The sequence below is a fragment of the Ruminiclostridium josui JCM 17888 genome (assembly GCF_000526495.1).
Classification (GTDB): Bacteria; Bacillota; Clostridia; order Acetivibrionales; family DSM-1351; genus Ruminiclostridium; species Ruminiclostridium josui.
Genome location: NZ_JAGE01000001.1, coordinates 544,480 through 561,519, shown reverse-complemented (window position 1 = coordinate 561,519; position 17,040 = coordinate 544,480). Strand labels below are relative to the sequence as shown.

Here is a 17,040-nt window from a genome sequence, read left to right as displayed (position 1 = left end):
TGACATGAAAAAAATCAGAATAGGCAGCAGGGACAGCAAGCTTGCAATTATACAATCAGAGTTGGTAATGTCTGCAATCAGAAAATATGACCCTGACATAGAGCTGGAATTGATTACAATGAAAACTACAGGAGATAAGATTTTGGACAAAACTCTTGACAAAATAGAAGGAAAGGGACTTTTCGTCAAGGAACTGGATAATGCATTATACAATAATGAGGTGGATATAACCGTACATAGTTATAAGGATATGCCTTTGGAAGAAAATCCGGAGCTGCCTGTTGTAGCCCTGTCAAAGCGTGAAGACCCTAGAGATGCCTTTATTTTGCCTCAAAATGGTGAAAATGGTGAACCAATAGGAAGTTCAAGTCTGAGAAGACAGCTCCAGCTGAAAGAATTATTTCCGGGTTGTAAGACTGCTCCTATCCGGGGAAATGTACAAACCCGACTTAAAAAACTTGACAGCGGTGAGTTTTCGGCCATAGTACTTGCTGCTGCTGGAATTAAAAGGCTTGGTCTTGAAAGTCGTATCGGCAGATATTTTTCAGTTGATGAAATTCTTCCTGCGGCAAGTCAGGGCATTATAGCGGTACAGGGCAGAGTCGGAGAGAACTTTGATTTTCTAAAGCTGTTTCATAGTGAGGAATCCCTTTGTATTTCACTGGCAGAAAGAACTTTCGTACGAGAAATGAATGGGGGCTGCAGCACACCAATAGCGGCTTATGCAACCATTCAGGGAAGTGAAATAATTCTAAAGGGCTTATACTGCAATGAAACCACAGGAGAGTTACGAAAGGAATGTGTTTCGGGAAATAGAAATAATCCTGTGGAATTAGGCTATGAACTGGTAAAAAAGATGAAAAGCAGCAAGAGTATTTAAGCATGGAGGAAAGGTTATGGAGCATGGATTTGTGGCCTTAGTTGGTGCGGGACCGGGAGATAAGGGGCTTATTACAATAAGGGGAGCAGAACTGCTCTCACAGGCTGATGTGGTAGTTTATGACAGACTGGTATCCCAAGAAATTATTAAAATGATTCCAACTACGGCAGAAAAGATAGATGTGGGAAAAGAGAATAAATTCCACCCTGTTAAACAGGAAGAAATTAACCATATACTCCTAGAAAAGTCATTAGAAGGAAAGAAGGTTATAAGGCTTAAAGGAGGAGATCCTTTCGTATTTGGCAGGGGAGGAGAAGAACTTGAGCTGCTGTATGAAAACAATATTCCCTTTGAGGTCGTTCCCGGAGTAACTTCGGCAGTGGCAGCATTATGCTACGGGGGAATACCGGCTACCCACAGGGATTTTTGCTCTTCGCTGCATATTATTACCGGACATGCTAGAGAGGGAGGACAGCTTTCAATCCCATTTCATGAGTTAAAGGAACTAAATGGAACCATTGTTTTTCTTATGGGAGTATCTTCACTATCATATTTGATGAATGGGCTTATAAATGCGGGGATGGAAAAGGACATGCCTGCTGCCATAGTAGAGAACGGAACAAGGCCAAACCAGAGAAAACTGGTAGCCACAGTGGGTACACTGGAGCAAAAGGCTTTGGAGATGGAAATAAAATCTCCTGCCATTATTGCTGTAGGTAAGGTCTGTTCTCTATCTGAAAAGTTCAGTTGGTTTATGAAAAAGCCTCTTTTCGGTACAAAAATACTAGTTACAAGACCCAAAGAATCTTCTGGCACACTTGTAGAAAAGCTTCGCCAACTGGGTGCGGAGCCTGTAGAGTATCCCTGTATAGAGGTAGTACCTATACCACAAAATGAAAAGCTCTACCATGCATGTGAAAATATCAGGGAATATGGCTGGATTTTGCTTACCAGTAAAAACGGTATACAGATATTTTTTGATTACTTAAATTCCAAAGGATTAGATGCAAGAGTTCTTGCAAATACAAAAATCGGCACGGTAGGAAGTCAGACAGCGAAAGCTTTAAAAGAAGTGGGACTGATTTCTGATTTCACCCCTGAAATCTTTGATGGCAGGCATCTTGCACTGGGAATTGCAGAGCGTGTTGGGGAAAATGAAAAGGTTCTAATTTGTGATGCTGCAATAGCAAGTGACGATATTGTTAACATTTTGAGAAGTAATAATATTAAATTTGATAGAGTTCCATTGTACAATACGAATTATATAAATGAAAACAGTAATAAGGTCAAAAAATCGATTGTCCATGGTGAACTCAAGTACATAACCTTTACAAGTGCATCCACAGTTGAAGGATTTATAGCATCTATGAAAGACATTCCTTTGGAAAGTCTGACGGCTGTCTGCATTGGAAACAAGACAGCGGAAGCTGCTAAAAAGTATAACCTGAGATATGTAGTAGCTGAAAAGTCAACAATTGATTCCATGATAGATAAGCTATTAGAAATAGGAGGCGGCAATATTTATGATTAAGAGACCAAGAAGATTGAGAACCAATGAAGTGCTGCGAAAAGCAGTCAGGGAAACCAGACTGTCAACGGATTCACTTATTTGGCCTCTTTTTATAGTAGAGGGTAAAAATATAAAAAAGGAAATCAGCTCCCTTCCCGGACAGTATCATTTTAGTCCGGATATGGTTGGGAAAGCAATTGAAGCTGCATTAAAAGCAGATGTAAAATCCGTATTGCTATTTGGACTTCCTAAGCATAAGGATGAAAAAGGCTCTGAGGCATACAATGAAAACGGAGTATTGCAGCAGGGAATACGTGAAATAAAACAGAGGTATCCGCAGATGCAGGTAATAACAGATATTTGCATGTGCGAATACACATCTCACGGCCATTGCGGAATTTTGGAGGGAGAAAGGGTTGATAATGACAGAACCCTTCCCTATCTGGAAAAAATAGCTTTGTCCCATGTAATGGCAGGAGCGGACATGATTGCTCCGTCGGATATGATGGATGGTAGGATATATGCTCTTAGGTCAACTCTGGACAAAAACGGGTTTACAGACATTCCTATTATGTCATATGCCGTAAAATATGCATCGTCATTTTATGGACCATTCCGTGAGGCTGCAGCCTCAGCACCCGCATTTGGAGATCGTAAAAGCTATCAGATGGATTATCATAACAGACGTGAAGCTGTAAAGGAAGCACTTCTTGATGTCGAGGAAGGTGCGGATATATTGATGGTTAAACCTGCGCTATCCTACCTGGATGTTATAAAGGAAGTAAGGGAAAAAACTCAGCTGCCTTTGGCAGCCTATAGTGTAAGCGGTGAATATGCCATGATAAAGGCTGCTGCTGCTCAAGGACTGATTGATGAATACGGTGTAATGTGTGAAAGTGCAGCCAGCATTTTCAGAGCCGGTGCGGATATGCTTATAACTTACTTTGCCGGAGAAATTTCCCAAGCAATAAAGAAAGGGGACATAGGATGAAATCAAGTTCAGATTTGTTTAAAAGAGCAAAAAAAGTGATTTCGGGTGGTGTTAACAGCCCCGTAAGAGCATTTCGTGCCGTGGACTCAAATCCTTTATTTATAAGCCGTGCAAAAGGCTCAAAAATTTATGATGTGGAGGAAAGAGAGTACATCGATTACGTATGTTCATGGGGGCCCATGATTTTAGGCCACAGCAATGAACTTATACTGAAAAAAGTTGAAAAGGCAATGCATAACGGACTTAGCTTCGGAGCACCTGTTGAAGCCGAGGTACAAATAGCAGAGATGATAGTTTCCATGGTACCTGGAGTTGAAATGGTCAGAATGGTAAACAGCGGAACAGAAGCGGTTATGAGTGCTGTTCGTCTGGCAAGGGGCTTTACAAAGAGGGATAAGATTATAAAGTTTGAGGGCTGCTATCACGGACACAGTGACAGTATGCTTGTAAAGGCAGGTTCAGGTGTACTGACTGCCGGAATCCCTGACAGTTTGGGGGTACCGCGAAATCTAGCGGGAGATACATTAACTGCTGTTTATAATAATATATCAAGTGTCCAACGGTTATTTGAAGAAAATAAAAATCAAATAGCAGCTGTAATTATAGAGCCGGTTGCAGCCAATATGGGAGTTATTCCTCCGGAAGAAGGTTTTTTGAAAGAGTTGTCATGTATTTGCCGTCAAAACTCCTCATTGCTTATTTTTGATGAGGTTATTACCGGATTTCGTCTTGGGGCAGGAGGAGCACAGGAGTATTTCGGAGTTGAAGCTGATATTGTGACCTTCGGAAAAATAATAGGCGGTGGTATGCCCGTGGGTGCCTACGCAGGAAGAAAAGAGATAATGGAATATGTGGCCCCTTGCGGAGGAGTTTATCAGGCAGGAACACTTTCAGGGAATCCCGTAGCAATGGCAGCAGGACTTGCACAGCTTGAGATTTTGAACAGTAGTCCCGGAATATATGAGGATATTAATAAAAAGGCCGAAGTTTTAGGGAGTGGACTGGAAAAAATAGTACAAAAACATAAGGTGCCAGTTACATTGAACAGAGTTGGCTCGTTGCTATGCATGTTTTTCTCTCAAAACCCGGTTACAAACTATCAAGAGGCTAAACAAAGCAATACAAAGTATTATGCTGCCTTTTTTAAGAGTATGTTAAGCAAGGGAATTTATCTTGCACCATCTCAGTTTGAGGCCATGTTCGTAAGCACCGCACATACTTATGAGGATATTGATGCTACTTTAAAAGCTGTTGAGGAGAGTTTGGCTGAAAATATAGCTTTAATGGAGGAACTATAGTGAAAGCAATACTTATTCTTGCTCATGGAAGCCGTGAAAGAAAAACCTTGGAAGTTTTGCATAAAGTAACAGATATGGTTAAAGCACAGCTGCCCGGAGTTATGATTGAGACCGCATACATGGAGTTTTGTGATATAAATTTGGAAAAAGGACTTGATTTACTTATTGAAAAGGGTGCTGATGATATAACCATAGTACCGTATTTTCTTTTTGAAGGAATACATATCAGAGAGAATATACCTGGAGAGATAAAGGAATATCTTAAAAAACATCCTGGAATTAAGGTGACTATAGGAAATACTCTGGGGGCAGACCAAAGACTTGCAGATGTTCTGGCAGATAGAATCAGAGAAGCATTATGAAAAGAAACTGTATATAATCGGCGCATGAACATGCTTGGAGGATTTTCTGACTCAGAGAGCCTTAAAGTTGATGGAAAGGAGATGATTCTATGGCAAAACCAATTATGATTCAAGGAACAATGTCAAATGCGGGCAAAAGCCTTATTACAGCAGGATTGTGTCGTATATTTGCACAGGATGGCTATAGAGTGGCACCTTTTAAATCGCAGAATATGGCTCTGAACTCATATATTACAGCTGACGGCTCAGAAATGGGGCGAGCTCAGGTAGTACAGGCTGAAGCAGCAAGAAAGGCTCCTGACGTAAGAATGAATCCCATTTTGCTAAAGCCTACAAGTGAAAAGGGTTCACAAGTAGTTTTAGATGGACAGCCAATAGGAAATATGACTGCTACAGAGTATTATGCATACAAGCAAAATCTGGTTCCCCATATAAAACGGGCCTATGAAAGCCTATCAGAGGAAAATGATATTATAGTTATTGAAGGTGCAGGCAGTCCTGCGGAGATAAATTTAAAGCGGGATGATTTTGTAAACATGGGACTGGCAAAGATGTTGAAAGCTCCTGTACTAATTACAGGAGATATTGACAGGGGAGGTGTTTTTGCATCTTTGTACAGAACAGTTATGCTGTTTGATGAAGATGAGAGGATACATGTCAAGGGAACAATAATCAATAAATTCAGAGGGGACATAGAAATTTTAAAACCTGGTCTTGACATGCTTAGTAATCTTATACATGTTCCGGTTGTCGGCGTTGTACCATACCTTCAGATAGATATTGACGATGAAGACAGTCTATCTGAAAAATTTTCCAAACAAGAGCGTTTAGGCCTGATTGATATTGCCATAATCAAATTACCAAGAATTTCTAATTTTACTGATTTTAATGCACTTGAACATATTGAATGTGCAAGCATAAGATATGTATCCGGTATTAGTGAGTTGGGAACCCCTGATTTGATAATTATCCCGGGCAGTAAGAATACTATGGGAGATTTGAAATGGATGAGAGAAAACGGACTGGAAGCGTGTATTCTAAAACATGCAGCAAAAAATAAGCCTGTATTTGGAATATGCGGGGGTTATCAGATGCTGTGTGAAACCCTCAAAGACCCCTATGGAGTTGAACACGGTGGAGAAATAAAGGGTATGGGTTTGTTAAAATCCAGCACCGTATTTGAAAAAGAAAAAACACGTACAAGAGTTACAGGAGTCTTTGGTAAGGTTGGAGGAATATTCAAGGGGCTTAGCGGAAAAACATTTGAAGGCTATGAAATTCATATGGGATATACTGCTTCTGAGGAAGAAAACCTAAGGGATTTATCCCTTAGTAATCTTACTGATATCAATGGAAATGAAAAGCCAGACGGTATGCAAAATGGGAACATATACGGTACATATGTTCACGGAGTTTTTGACAGTGATGAAATACTTTCAGAGATTTCAGCAGCATTGATGATGGAAAAAGGTCTTGAATATGAGAAACATACTTCCTTTAATTTAAAAGAATATAAAGAAAAGCAGTATGACCTATTAGCTGACGCTTTAAGGGAATCTCTTGATATGAAATATATTTATAAAGTTATTGAGGAAGGAATTTGATGTGTTAATAATGAAGCAAATCATTCGGAGGCAATATGAAAATACTAATTGAAGTTGTCATTGGCTTTGTACTGGATATGATTTTTGGTGATCCTCCATGGCTGCCTCATCCCATAAGACTGATAGGGTGGTTTATTTCAAAGGGTGAGAAGCTGTTAAGAAAGGCGTTTCCAAAATCACAAAAAGGCGAGTTTATGGCAGGAGCTGTTCTTGCCATAATTATTACGGTGTTTTCATTCATTATACCATTTTTGATATTGAATTTTCTAAACAGATTAAGTACATATGTTGAAGTGGCTGTTGCATCACTGTTCTGCTATCAGATACTTGCAGCAAAAAGCTTGAAGACAGAGAGCATGAGGGTTTTTTATCATCTCAAAAACCAGGATCTGATAAAAGCAAGAAAGTATTTGTCCTGGATAGTTGGACGTGATACTCAAAACCTGACTGAAGAGGGGATAACCAAAGCCGCAGTAGAAACCGTTGCCGAAAATACATCCGACGGAGTAATTGCACCTTTAATATTTCTGATGATTGGTGGAGCGCCTCTCGGGTTCTTATATAAGGCTGTTAATACAATGGATTCAATGATTGGTTATAAAAATGACAGATACCTTTATTTTGGAAGGTTTGCTGCAAGGCTGGATGATATTTTAAATTTTATTCCTGCCATTCTATCTGCATATATGATGATAGCGGCTAGTTTTATATGTGGATTGGATTATAAAAATGCATTCATGATATACAAGAGGGATAAAAGAAATCATTCCAGTCCAAACAGTGCAAAAACAGAAGCTGTATGTGCAGGAGCACTGAATGTACAGTTGGCCGGAGATGCATATTATTTTGGAAAGCTTGTTAAGAAAAAAACTATTGGGGATAACAACAGAAACATAAAAGCAAATGATATTAAAACTGCCAATAAGCTCATGTACACAACAACATTTATAGCATTTGTTATTTTATGGGGAGTCAGATTGGTTGTTTCAGGGGGAATTTAATGAAAAAGCTTGTTCATGGTGGAGATATTTATAGTAAAAGAAATTTACCAGAAAATTTAAAGCTCATTGATTTTTCTGCCAATATCAATCCTTTGGGAATGCCGGAAGGTGTAAAAAAAGCCATTATCAATAGCGTAGATGATTTTTGCAATTATCCTGATCCTTTATGCAGGGAATTGAAAAAGGAAATCTCAGTTTATTTAAAGGTACCGGAAAGTTATTTATTCTGTGGCAATGGAGCAGCTGATGTAATACATAGAATTGCTTCTGCAATAAGGCCGGAGAAAGTACTTCTTACTGCACCTACTTTTTCCGAATATGAGCAGGCGGTAAAACTACTCGGAAGTGATGTTGAGTATTATTATCTGACAAAGGAAAAGAATTTTAAGATTCATATAGATATACTTGATAAAATAACTTCTGATATCAAGGTTATGTTTTTGTGTAACCCCAATAATCCCACAGGTGTTTTAACAGATAAGGAAATGGTCTTGAGAATCGGTGAAAAGTGTAAGTCAACAAAGACTATTTTAGTAGTTGACGAATGTTTTATGGATTTTTTGGATAATCCGCAAATGTATAGTATTATTGACAGACTTGGCACTTATAATAATATAATTGTTCTGAAAGCATTTACAAAAATATATGCTATGGCTGGAATCCGTTTAGGGTACGGTATATGTTCAGATATAAATATCATAGAAGGACTTCACAAGGCCGGTCAGCCTTGGAATGTGTCTGTAGTTGCACAGAAGTGCGGAATTGCTGCACTAAAAGAAATAGATTATGTTAATAAAACAAGAGAGGTAATTAAAAATAACAGAATATTTTTGAAAAATAGCCTTATAAAGCTTGGATTTGAAGTTGTAAATTCACAAGCAAACTATATTTTATTCAGAACAGAATTAAAATCACTTCCCCATGAACTCGAGAAATTTGGCATATTGATACGTTCCTGCAGCAATTATAAGGGACTGGATGAAACATATTTTAGGATTGCTGTTAAATTAAAAGAAGATAATGAGTATCTTGTAAATTGTATAAAGAAAATACTGTCGCCTTTGCACTAATTACTGCAATGTGGTAAAATTTAGTAAGGGCATTACTTTTATCTTACTTTTTTCAAAAAGGAGAAAATTACATATGTCGAAATTTGATAAATATTTCTTAATGACTCCATCAGATGCAATTGATTATGCAAAAGAAAAGCTCAGTATATTTAGCTGTGATTCTGAGCTTGACAGCAAAGAAATAGGTGATGGAAATCTAAATTATGTATTCAGAGTATGGGACAAAAAATCTGATAAATCAGTGATAATAAAACAAGCAGGTTATACCGCAAGAATTTCTGACGATTTCAAGCTTTCCCCAGACCGTAACAGAATTGAGGCAGAAACTCTCAGATTTCAAGGGGATTTAGCACCGGGGCTTGTACCCATAGTATATAAATATGATGATATTATGAGCTGCTGTTCCATGGAGGATTTGTCTGATTACACAATAATGCGACAAGCACTTATTCAACACAAAACTTTTCCAAAGTTTGCTGAACATATCACAACATTTATGGTCAATACTTTACTCTTAACTTCAGATGTCTTTTTAAATCATCAGGAAAAAAAATCACTTGTAAAAAGTTATACAAACCCGGAACTTTGCGAAATAACAGAGGATTTGGTATATACGGAGCCATTTAATGACTATAAGCAACGTAATGATGTATTTCCGCCAAACCTTGATTGGGTAAAAAAAGAGCTTTATAGCGATAATGATTTAAAACTTGAGGTTGCAAAACTAAAGTTTGAATTTCTTACAAACGCACAAGCTTTAATTCATGGTGACTTACACACAGGTTCTATATTTGTAAACGAAAATTCCACAAAGGTAATAGATCCAGAATTTGCATTTTATGGACCCATGGGTTATGACGTTGGTAATATAGTTGCAAATATGTTATTTGCTTGGATAAATGCCGATGCTACTATGGATAATGAAGAAGAGTGTATCAACTTTAAGAATTGGGTTGAGAACACCATTTGTGAAATTATTGATAAATTTAAATCAAAATTCTTGAAAATATGGAAAGAGGAAGCAAAAGAAATTCTGGCAAAAACCCCCGGTTTTGCAGATTGGTATTTAAGTCAAGTAATACACGACACTGCAGCGGTTGCAGGTCTTGAATTATGCAGACGTATCGTTGGTATGGCACATGTTAAGGACATTACTTCCATAGAAAATGAAAGTGCAAGATTACGTGCAGAACGTATTTGCATAACTGTTGCAAAACGATACATAAAGAACCGTAAAAACTATATATACGGAGAACAGTTTGTTAATACCTTAAAAGAGGTGGAAAACGAATTTCCGGGATAGGAGAGGTTAGAAAATGTCAAATACCACGAAGAATGTTTACGATATGGAAACGGTTATGTTGGATGATGCCAACAGTGAGTTGATAATCATAGACCAGACTTTGCTTCCTAATGAAACTGTTTATTTAAAATTAAAAACTCAGGAAGAAATCTGGGAAGCAATATATAAGTTAAGGGTAAGAGGTGCGCCTGCAATCGGAGTTGCAGCGGCATACGGGATTTATCTTGGAGCAAAGGCCATAAGCGCCCAAAAGTATGAAGAATTTTATTCCGAATTTATTAAACTCAAAGAATATCTTGCATCCTCAAGACCCACAGCTGTTAATCTTTTTTGGGCCCTTGATAGGATGGATGAGTATGTTAAAGCAAACAAAGATAAATCTATAGATGATATAAAGAATGAGCTGCTTAAGGAATCTCATAAAATAAAGGAAGAGGACACATGGGTGTGCAGAAGTATTGGTGAGTACGGGCTTACACTGCTAAAGCCGGGTATGGGAATTCTTACACACTGCAATGCGGGGCAGCTTGCAACATCTAAGTATGGAACTGCGCTGGCACCAATATACGTAGGTCAGGAAAAGGGATATAACCTAAAGGTTTTTGCTGATGAAACCAGGCCTTTGCTTCAGGGAGCAAGATTGACCGCTTATGAATTGAATAAGGCTGGTGTGGATGTAACACTTATATGTGATAATATGGCTTCTGCAGTTATGAAAAACGGATGGGTTCAAGCAGTATTTGTGGGCTGTGACAGAGTAGCTGCCAACGGGGATACTGCCAATAAGATAGGAACTTCGGGAGTAGCCATACTGGCAAAAAATTACAACATACCTTTCTATGTTTGTGCTCCGACATCAACAATAGATATGAATTGCGCTTCGGGAGAAGATATATGCATAGAGGAACGTAATCCTGATGAGGTTACTGAAATGTGGTATGAAAAAAGGATGGCACCTAAGGATATAAAGGTTTTTAATCCTGCTTTTGACGTTACAGATGAAAAATTTATTACCGGAATAATAACAGAATACGGTATAGCAAAAGCTCCCTACAATGAATCACTAAAAGAAATATTTAAACGTAAAAGAGGTACCGTATAATGGCAAAGAAAAACATTTCTAAATATCTTACTCATGAAGAAGCCGCACATGCCATAGTTGAAATTGGAAAGAGAATGTATTTAAAAGGCTTTGTAGCTTCCAATGATGGCAACATAAGTATTAAGATTGGCGAAAACGAAATATTGACAACTCCTACATGTGTTTCTAAAGGATATATGACAGAGGAAATGCTGGTGAAAGTGGATTTACAGGGACAGGTTATATCCGGAACCACAAAACCTTCGTCAGAATTAAAAATGCACCTGCGAGTATATAGTGAAAATCCAGATGTAATGGCTGTAACTCATGCACATCCACCGGTGGCCACTTCCTTTGCAATTGCGGGGATTGAACTGGACAGGGCTATATTGCCTGAAGCAGTAGTAAATTTGGGAACTGTTCCCATAGCTCCTTATGCCACCCCTGGCAGTCAGGCTGTCCCTGATTCAATAGCACCCTATTGCCGGGATTACAATGCGGTACTTCTTGCAAATCATGGGGCTGTAACCTGGGGAAAGGATGTATTTGAGGCATATCATCGCCTTGAGTCGCTGGAATACTATGCTACAGTATTAATGTACACAGGAAATATAATCGGAAAAGCCAATGAACTTAGCTCCAAGCAGATTTCAGAGTTGGTTGAAATCCGCCGAAATTTTGGAATCAATACAGGAGGAGTACCGAAGGGTAAGGATTTGGAAAGAAGTACAGATGATAATCCACCTGATGAATTATTAATTCGAGATATAGTTGAAGAGGTAACAAAAACTGTTCTGAAGAAGTATCGAAGCAATTAAAATTAAAGGAGCATAGATTATGGATACTTTGCCGTTAAAATATTTAATTAACTTATGCCGCAAGTTTTGGTAAATCTGAACTGCGGTTTTTTGCTTTGAAGGTAATCGAAAACTTGCTGAAGCAAAAATGGAGACTTAAATGATTATATGACAAGCTCAAGATTACGATATTGCTGACAAAACTATTAGCAGCTAAAGCAGGAACTATTAATATAGAATAGTTTGTTTTCATTATACATAATTATTAAAAACTGGTAAGGAGAAGGGTGGATAAATTGAACAGAGACAGAAATTGGACAGTTTTATTTATAGGTGGTGCTTCAGGTATGGGTAAATCAAGTGCTGCTTATGAACTTGCTCGTTTATATAAAGTGAATGTCATGGAAGCGGATGATATTTGCCAAGCCGTAAAGGCAATGACGACGAAAGAGATTCTTCCGGCAATTCATTGTTGGAGTAGTGGCATAGACTGGATGGATATTGGTGTAAGTGGAAATGTAAAGTGGCTTATTGACGTAAGTAAAGAAATGATTCCCGGAATTAAGGCAATTGTTGAAAACCATATTGAGTCTGGTGTACCGGTCATTATTGAGGGCGATTTTATACACCCTGAACTTACGGCATCTTTTGAAAATTCAAAGGTAAAATCTGTATATATAAATGAACCAGATAAAAACCAAATTTTGCAGAATTATCTTGCCAGAGAGGGCGGCGAATTACAACATTTCAGATCAGATATCAGTATCGAGTATGGAGCTTGGTTAGTGAATACCTGTGAGAAGCTGGGGATAAAAGTGGTTGAATCTAGGCCATGGGATAATGTCATTGATAGGATTATAGAAAGCATATTGTAAAATACTACATGAAATTGTTATGAAGTGAGGATGAGTGCCCCACTTCTTTTTTTGTTTAGTTACCTTAAAGATAGTTGAAATTTGACAACTGGTATATTAAAAATTATTATATATTAATGTGTGTTTGAATTTTAATAAAGGAGATATTGAATCAAAATGGAGATCAAGGTTACTGATGAAATAAAGAAACAAGATGAAGATATTGTTTATCAAGGTTTATTAGAATATAATTCTGCTAGAATAGAAGATAAAAATCCGAAGGATTTAGGTGTTTATCTACAAGATGAAAAAGGTAACACAGTTGCCGGCCTAATAGGAAATACACATGGTAATTGGTTGTTTATTAAATATTTATGGGTAAGTGAAGAATTGAGAAGATGCAATATTGGAAGCAATATTTTAAATAAGGCAGAACAAACAGCAAGAGAGAGAGGTTGCAAGTATTCATTTTTGGATACTTTTAGTTTTCAAGCACCTGAATTTTATAAAAAGCATGGTTACAAGGAAGTATTTACACTTGAGAGCTTCCCTATCACAGGAAGCCGCTATTATTTTACTAAAACTTTATAAACCTCAGGGAAGATATGGCAGCTTTCTATAGATGATTGGAATAAATTATTTTCAGAAGAAAGTATAGATGCTATGTTGGCAGAACATGCATGGGAACACTTAACATATGAAGAAGGAATATTAGCAGCAATAAACTGGTATAAGTATTTAAAACCAGGTGTTTATATCCGGTGTGCTGTCCCTGATATAAACTTTCGTAATGATTGGTATCAAATGTTAAAAATTAATTTACGATATATTACAAGGAGAAAAAATAATGGTAGCACACAATATTGAAACAGAAAGACTTATTATTATGCCTATGACACATTCAATGGTATGTACAGTTTTAAGCGGTAGTACTGAGGAGTATGAAAAGCTAGGTGTTAAATTTAATGGCAAGTGGCCACTTCAAGATACTTTAGATATTTTACATTTCATAAAAGACAGAATGAAGAAAAATGAGACTGACGGGTTTTATGTATGGATGATTGTAAAAAAAGAAGATATGACTGTTATAGGCGATGCCGGTTTTAAAGGCGCGCCGAATGAAAATGGAGAAATTGAAATAGGGTTTGGTTTTATAAAAGAAGAGCAGCAAAAGGGTTATGGGTATGAAGCAGCAAGTTCACTGATAGAGTGGGCTTCACAAAAAAACAAAGTAAAGGTTATTAAGGCTGATTGCTTAATTGATAACATAGGTTCGATTAAATTATTGAAAAAGTGTGGAATGATTGAAATCAATAGAGATAGTGAGCTTATATATTGGGAAAATAGAGTTAAATAATTTATGCATCTATAGTATTTAAGATTTTTACTGAGGTGAAAACATGCGAACAGAGCAGGAAATGTTTGATTTAATATTAGATGTTGCGAAAGCTGACCAGCGTATTCGAGCAGTTTATATGAATGGCTCAAGGGCAAATCCCAATATAAAAAAGGATAAATATCAAGATTATGATATTGTTTATGTTGTAACTGAAACTGAATCGTTTTTGATAGATAAGAGTTGGATTTCGGTTTTTGGGGAAATCGCAATGGTACAGGAACCTGATTCCAACGATTTTGGTTGGGGAGAAAATAGGAATTATAGTCGTTCTTATTGTTGGTTGATGCTATTTAAAGACGGCAATCGTATTGATTTACATATTCAAATCAAAGAAGAAATGTATAAAGAATATACAACAGACAGTTTAACTGTTCCGCTTTTAGATAAGGATAATATTTTACCGCAAATACCTCCGGCAAATGATAAAGGCTATTGGATTCAAAAACCTAACAAATCCAAATATGATGCCTGCTGCAATGAATTTTGGTGGTGCCTTAATAATGTGGCAAAGGGCATTGTACGAGACCAATTTTCTTATGCTATGAGAATGTATAACGAAATAGTTCACAAAGAGCTTGATAGAATGATTGAGTGGTATATCGGCACAAAAACAGAATTTTCAGTTTCTGTAGGAATGTGGGGAAAATATTTTAAAATGTATTTACCGAAAGAGCTTTACCAGTTATATACTAATACCTATTCAAATTATGAAATGCTTTGGACGGCTATTTTCACAGCCTGTGAACTTTTTCGTACTGTTGCTTCTGAGGTCGGAAAACACTTTGGATATGTATATAACCAAAGCGATGATGATAATATGATGAAATATTTGATTAAAATGAAAGCTTGTGAACTAAGGCAGAATTGCTAATATACATATCGAGAATCTTTATGTTACCGCATTATTCGTAAATGAAAGTGCGGTTTTATACTGTCTATTTTGGGTGCAGCTTGATACTCGTAAAAAAATTAAGTCATTATGCAAATGCTGCATTTTTTTGTGGAAGATTATCGAAACGATTTCTAAAAAAGTGATTACAATAGTATACAATAAAAGCTAAATTTAATTATGTTAAGTCTCTTGTAAGGTTTTCTAACTGTTTGCAAGGGCTTTTATTTTTTTAGAACAACGATTATGTAAACAAGTTCAAAATTTATCATAATTTGACAGTATAGGTTTTATATGCTAAACTTATGAAGGGTTTAATAGGTTAAATCATGCGCTGTTTATAAAATGCTTTTCAAAAAGGTATTAAGGTTGTTCGGGCTAAAACCTGGATTAACACTATATACAAAATTTTTTCTATTAGGGGAGGAAAGTAAAATGAAAAAGTTTTTTTCTTGCTTGCTTGTTTTGGCTATGATTGTTTCAATTATACCAATAAATATAGCAAGTGCAGAAACAGGCGGATATTATGCCACCGGAAACTACAGGAACATCTTTGTTGAGACAGGAAGGACAGAGGCTCAGGTAAAAGACAAACTTGATACTATGTTCGATAAGTTTTTCAAAGGAGACACAAACAATCAAAGGCTATTTTATGAAACAGGAAACGGCGAGGCATACATAAGAGATACTGGAAACGGTGACGTACGTTCAGAAGGTATGTCATATGGTATGATGATTTGTGTTCAAATGGACAAACAGAAGGAATTTGATATGCTGTGGAAATGGGCTAGAAACCACATGTATCAAACCTCCGGCCAATTTAAGGGATTTTTTGCATGGCAGTGTAACTATGATGGCGGTATAATAGATAGCACTCCTGCTTCAGACGGAGATGAATACTTTGCTATGGCTCTCCTCTTTGCTGCACGCAGATGGGGGAACGGAACAGGTATATTCAACTACGAAGCAGAAGCACAGACTATATTGGATGCAATGCTTCACCAGTCAGATGACGGTGTTGGATATAATATGATCAATAAAAACGCAAATCAGGTTGTATTCTGCCCAAGCGCAGGAAATTATGATTTTACAGATCCATCCTATCATCTCCCAGCATTTTATGAATTATGGGCAATGTGGGGACCAGAAAGAGATAGAGCTACTTGGAGTAAAGTAGCTGCAACGAGTAGAGAATTCTTTAAAAAGTCTACTCATCCAACAACAGGACTGAATCCTGACTATGCAAACTTTGATGGTTCAGCAAAAGAAGTTTCATGGAGTTCAGGTCATGGAGATTTTAGATTTGATGCATGGAGAGTTATTCAAAATGCTTGTGTAGACTATGCTTGGTGGCAAAAAGACAGCTGGCCAGCAACTACATTCGCGCCTAAAATTCAGAATTTCTTCAAAAACCAAGGGTTGTCATCTTACGGTAACCAATATACATTATCAGGTTCAAAGCTAAGCAGTGACCATTCTCCGGGATTGGTAGCTATGAATGCCGTATCAGCTTTGGCTTCAGATGCAGCGACTGCTAAGCCTTTTGTTGATGAATTATGGAATACTGCTGTTCCATCAGGTCAATATCGTTATTACGATGGAATGCTCTACATGCTTGGAATGCTTCATGTAAGCGGAAACTTCAAGATTTGGGGTGCACCTACAGCCCCTGAAGTAACACGTGGCGATATTAACGAAGATGGCACTATTGATTCTGTTGACTTTGCATTACTTAAGTCTTATCTCCTAGGTAAGACAAGTACATTGCCTAATTTGGAAGCGGCAGATACAAATGGTGACGGTACTGTTGATGCAATGGATTTTGCAGTATTAAAGCAATATCTATTAGGTATAATAAAAACTCTATAATCACCTTACATATTATTTTTATACAGGGCAGACCGCCTAGTTGGTCTGCCCTGTATAATTTTGCTTAATTACCTTATTTGACGCCGAATTACGATTTATAAACACTATTTGGAAAAATGAATATTTTTCTTG

Annotated in this window: 16 protein-coding genes; all 16 read left to right on the top strand. The window is 37.3% G+C overall.

The features are described 5' to 3' along the window. Nucleotides 1–4 precede the first annotated feature (4 nt). Nucleotides 5–880, top strand: coding sequence for a hydroxymethylbilane synthase (gene hemC / locus K412_RS0102855; protein ID WP_024831713.1), 876 nt, complete (start codon nt 5–7; stop codon nt 878–880). 16 nt (nt 881–896) lie between these two features. Then, the gene (cobA, locus tag K412_RS0102850) at nt 897–2,411 is read left to right on the top strand and encodes a uroporphyrinogen-III C-methyltransferase (RefSeq protein WP_024831712.1); all 1,515 of its coding nucleotides are present in this window, start codon (nt 897–899) and stop codon (nt 2,409–2,411) included. After that, nucleotides 2,404–3,381, top strand: coding sequence for a porphobilinogen synthase (gene hemB, locus K412_RS0102845; RefSeq protein ID WP_024831711.1), 978 nt, complete (start codon nt 2,404–2,406; stop codon nt 3,379–3,381). The genes cobA and hemB overlap by 8 nt, the downstream gene beginning before the upstream one ends. Next, nucleotides 3,378–4,679, top strand: a complete 1,302-nt coding sequence (hemL, locus tag K412_RS0102840; RefSeq protein ID WP_024831710.1) for a glutamate-1-semialdehyde 2,1-aminomutase — start codon at nt 3,378–3,380, stop codon at nt 4,677–4,679. The genes hemB and hemL overlap by 4 nt, the downstream gene beginning before the upstream one ends. Next, nucleotides 4,679–5,041 carry a sirohydrochlorin chelatase gene (locus tag K412_RS0102835; RefSeq protein WP_024831709.1) on the top strand — a complete coding sequence of 121 codons (363 nt, stop codon included), beginning with the start codon at nt 4,679–4,681 and terminating at the stop codon, nt 5,039–5,041. Before hemL ends, K412_RS0102835 begins: the two co-directional genes overlap by 1 nt. An 89-nt stretch (nt 5,042–5,130) precedes the next feature. Further along, nucleotides 5,131–6,645: a cobyric acid synthase gene (locus K412_RS0102830; RefSeq protein WP_024831708.1), complete on the top strand. Its 1,515-nt coding sequence runs from the start codon at nt 5,131–5,133 to the stop codon at nt 6,643–6,645. A gap of 35 nt (nt 6,646–6,680) precedes the next feature. Further along, nucleotides 6,681–7,646 carry an adenosylcobinamide-phosphate synthase CbiB gene (cbiB, locus tag K412_RS0102825; RefSeq protein WP_024831707.1) on the top strand — a complete coding sequence of 322 codons (966 nt, stop codon included), beginning with the start codon at nt 6,681–6,683 and terminating at the stop codon, nt 7,644–7,646. Next, nucleotides 7,646–8,716, top strand: a complete 1,071-nt coding sequence (locus K412_RS0102820) for a pyridoxal phosphate-dependent aminotransferase (protein WP_024831706.1) — start codon at nt 7,646–7,648, stop codon at nt 8,714–8,716. The genes cbiB and K412_RS0102820 overlap by 1 nt, the downstream gene beginning before the upstream one ends. Before the next feature lie 73 nt (nt 8,717–8,789). Continuing rightward, nucleotides 8,790–10,019, top strand: a complete 1,230-nt coding sequence (gene mtnK / locus K412_RS0102815) for an S-methyl-5-thioribose kinase (protein ID WP_024831705.1) — start codon at nt 8,790–8,792, stop codon at nt 10,017–10,019. A gap of 13 nt (nt 10,020–10,032) precedes the next feature. Next, nucleotides 10,033–11,121, top strand: a complete 1,089-nt coding sequence (mtnA, locus tag K412_RS0102810) for an S-methyl-5-thioribose-1-phosphate isomerase (RefSeq protein ID WP_024831704.1) — start codon at nt 10,033–10,035, stop codon at nt 11,119–11,121. Next, nucleotides 11,121–11,918, top strand: a complete 798-nt coding sequence (locus tag K412_RS0102805) for a class II aldolase/adducin family protein (RefSeq protein ID WP_024831703.1) — start codon at nt 11,121–11,123, stop codon at nt 11,916–11,918. The genes mtnA and K412_RS0102805 overlap by 1 nt, the downstream gene beginning before the upstream one ends. Before the next feature lie 275 nt (nt 11,919–12,193). After that, the gene (locus tag K412_RS0102800; protein ID WP_024831702.1) at nt 12,194–12,772 is read left to right on the top strand and encodes a hypothetical protein; all 579 of its coding nucleotides are present in this window, start codon (nt 12,194–12,196) and stop codon (nt 12,770–12,772) included. Between the two features lie 156 nt (nt 12,773–12,928). Continuing rightward, complete coding sequence (locus K412_RS0102795; RefSeq protein WP_024831701.1) at nt 12,929–13,342, top strand: GNAT family N-acetyltransferase; 414 nt, start codon at nt 12,929–12,931, stop codon at nt 13,340–13,342. A 256-nt stretch (nt 13,343–13,598) separates the two neighbouring features. Beyond that, the gene (locus K412_RS0102785; protein WP_024831699.1) at nt 13,599–14,108 is read left to right on the top strand and encodes a GNAT family N-acetyltransferase; all 510 of its coding nucleotides are present in this window, start codon (nt 13,599–13,601) and stop codon (nt 14,106–14,108) included. Nucleotides 14,109–14,151: 43 nt separating this feature from the next. Beyond that, nucleotides 14,152–15,021, top strand: coding sequence for an aminoglycoside 6-adenylyltransferase (locus K412_RS0102780; RefSeq protein WP_024831698.1), 870 nt, complete (start codon nt 14,152–14,154; stop codon nt 15,019–15,021). 453 nt (nt 15,022–15,474) lie between these two features. Next, entirely contained in the window at nt 15,475–16,908 is a 1,434-nt protein-coding gene (locus K412_RS0102775) for a glycosyl hydrolase family 8 (RefSeq protein WP_024831697.1), read from the top strand. Nucleotides 16,909–17,040 lie beyond the last annotated feature (132 nt).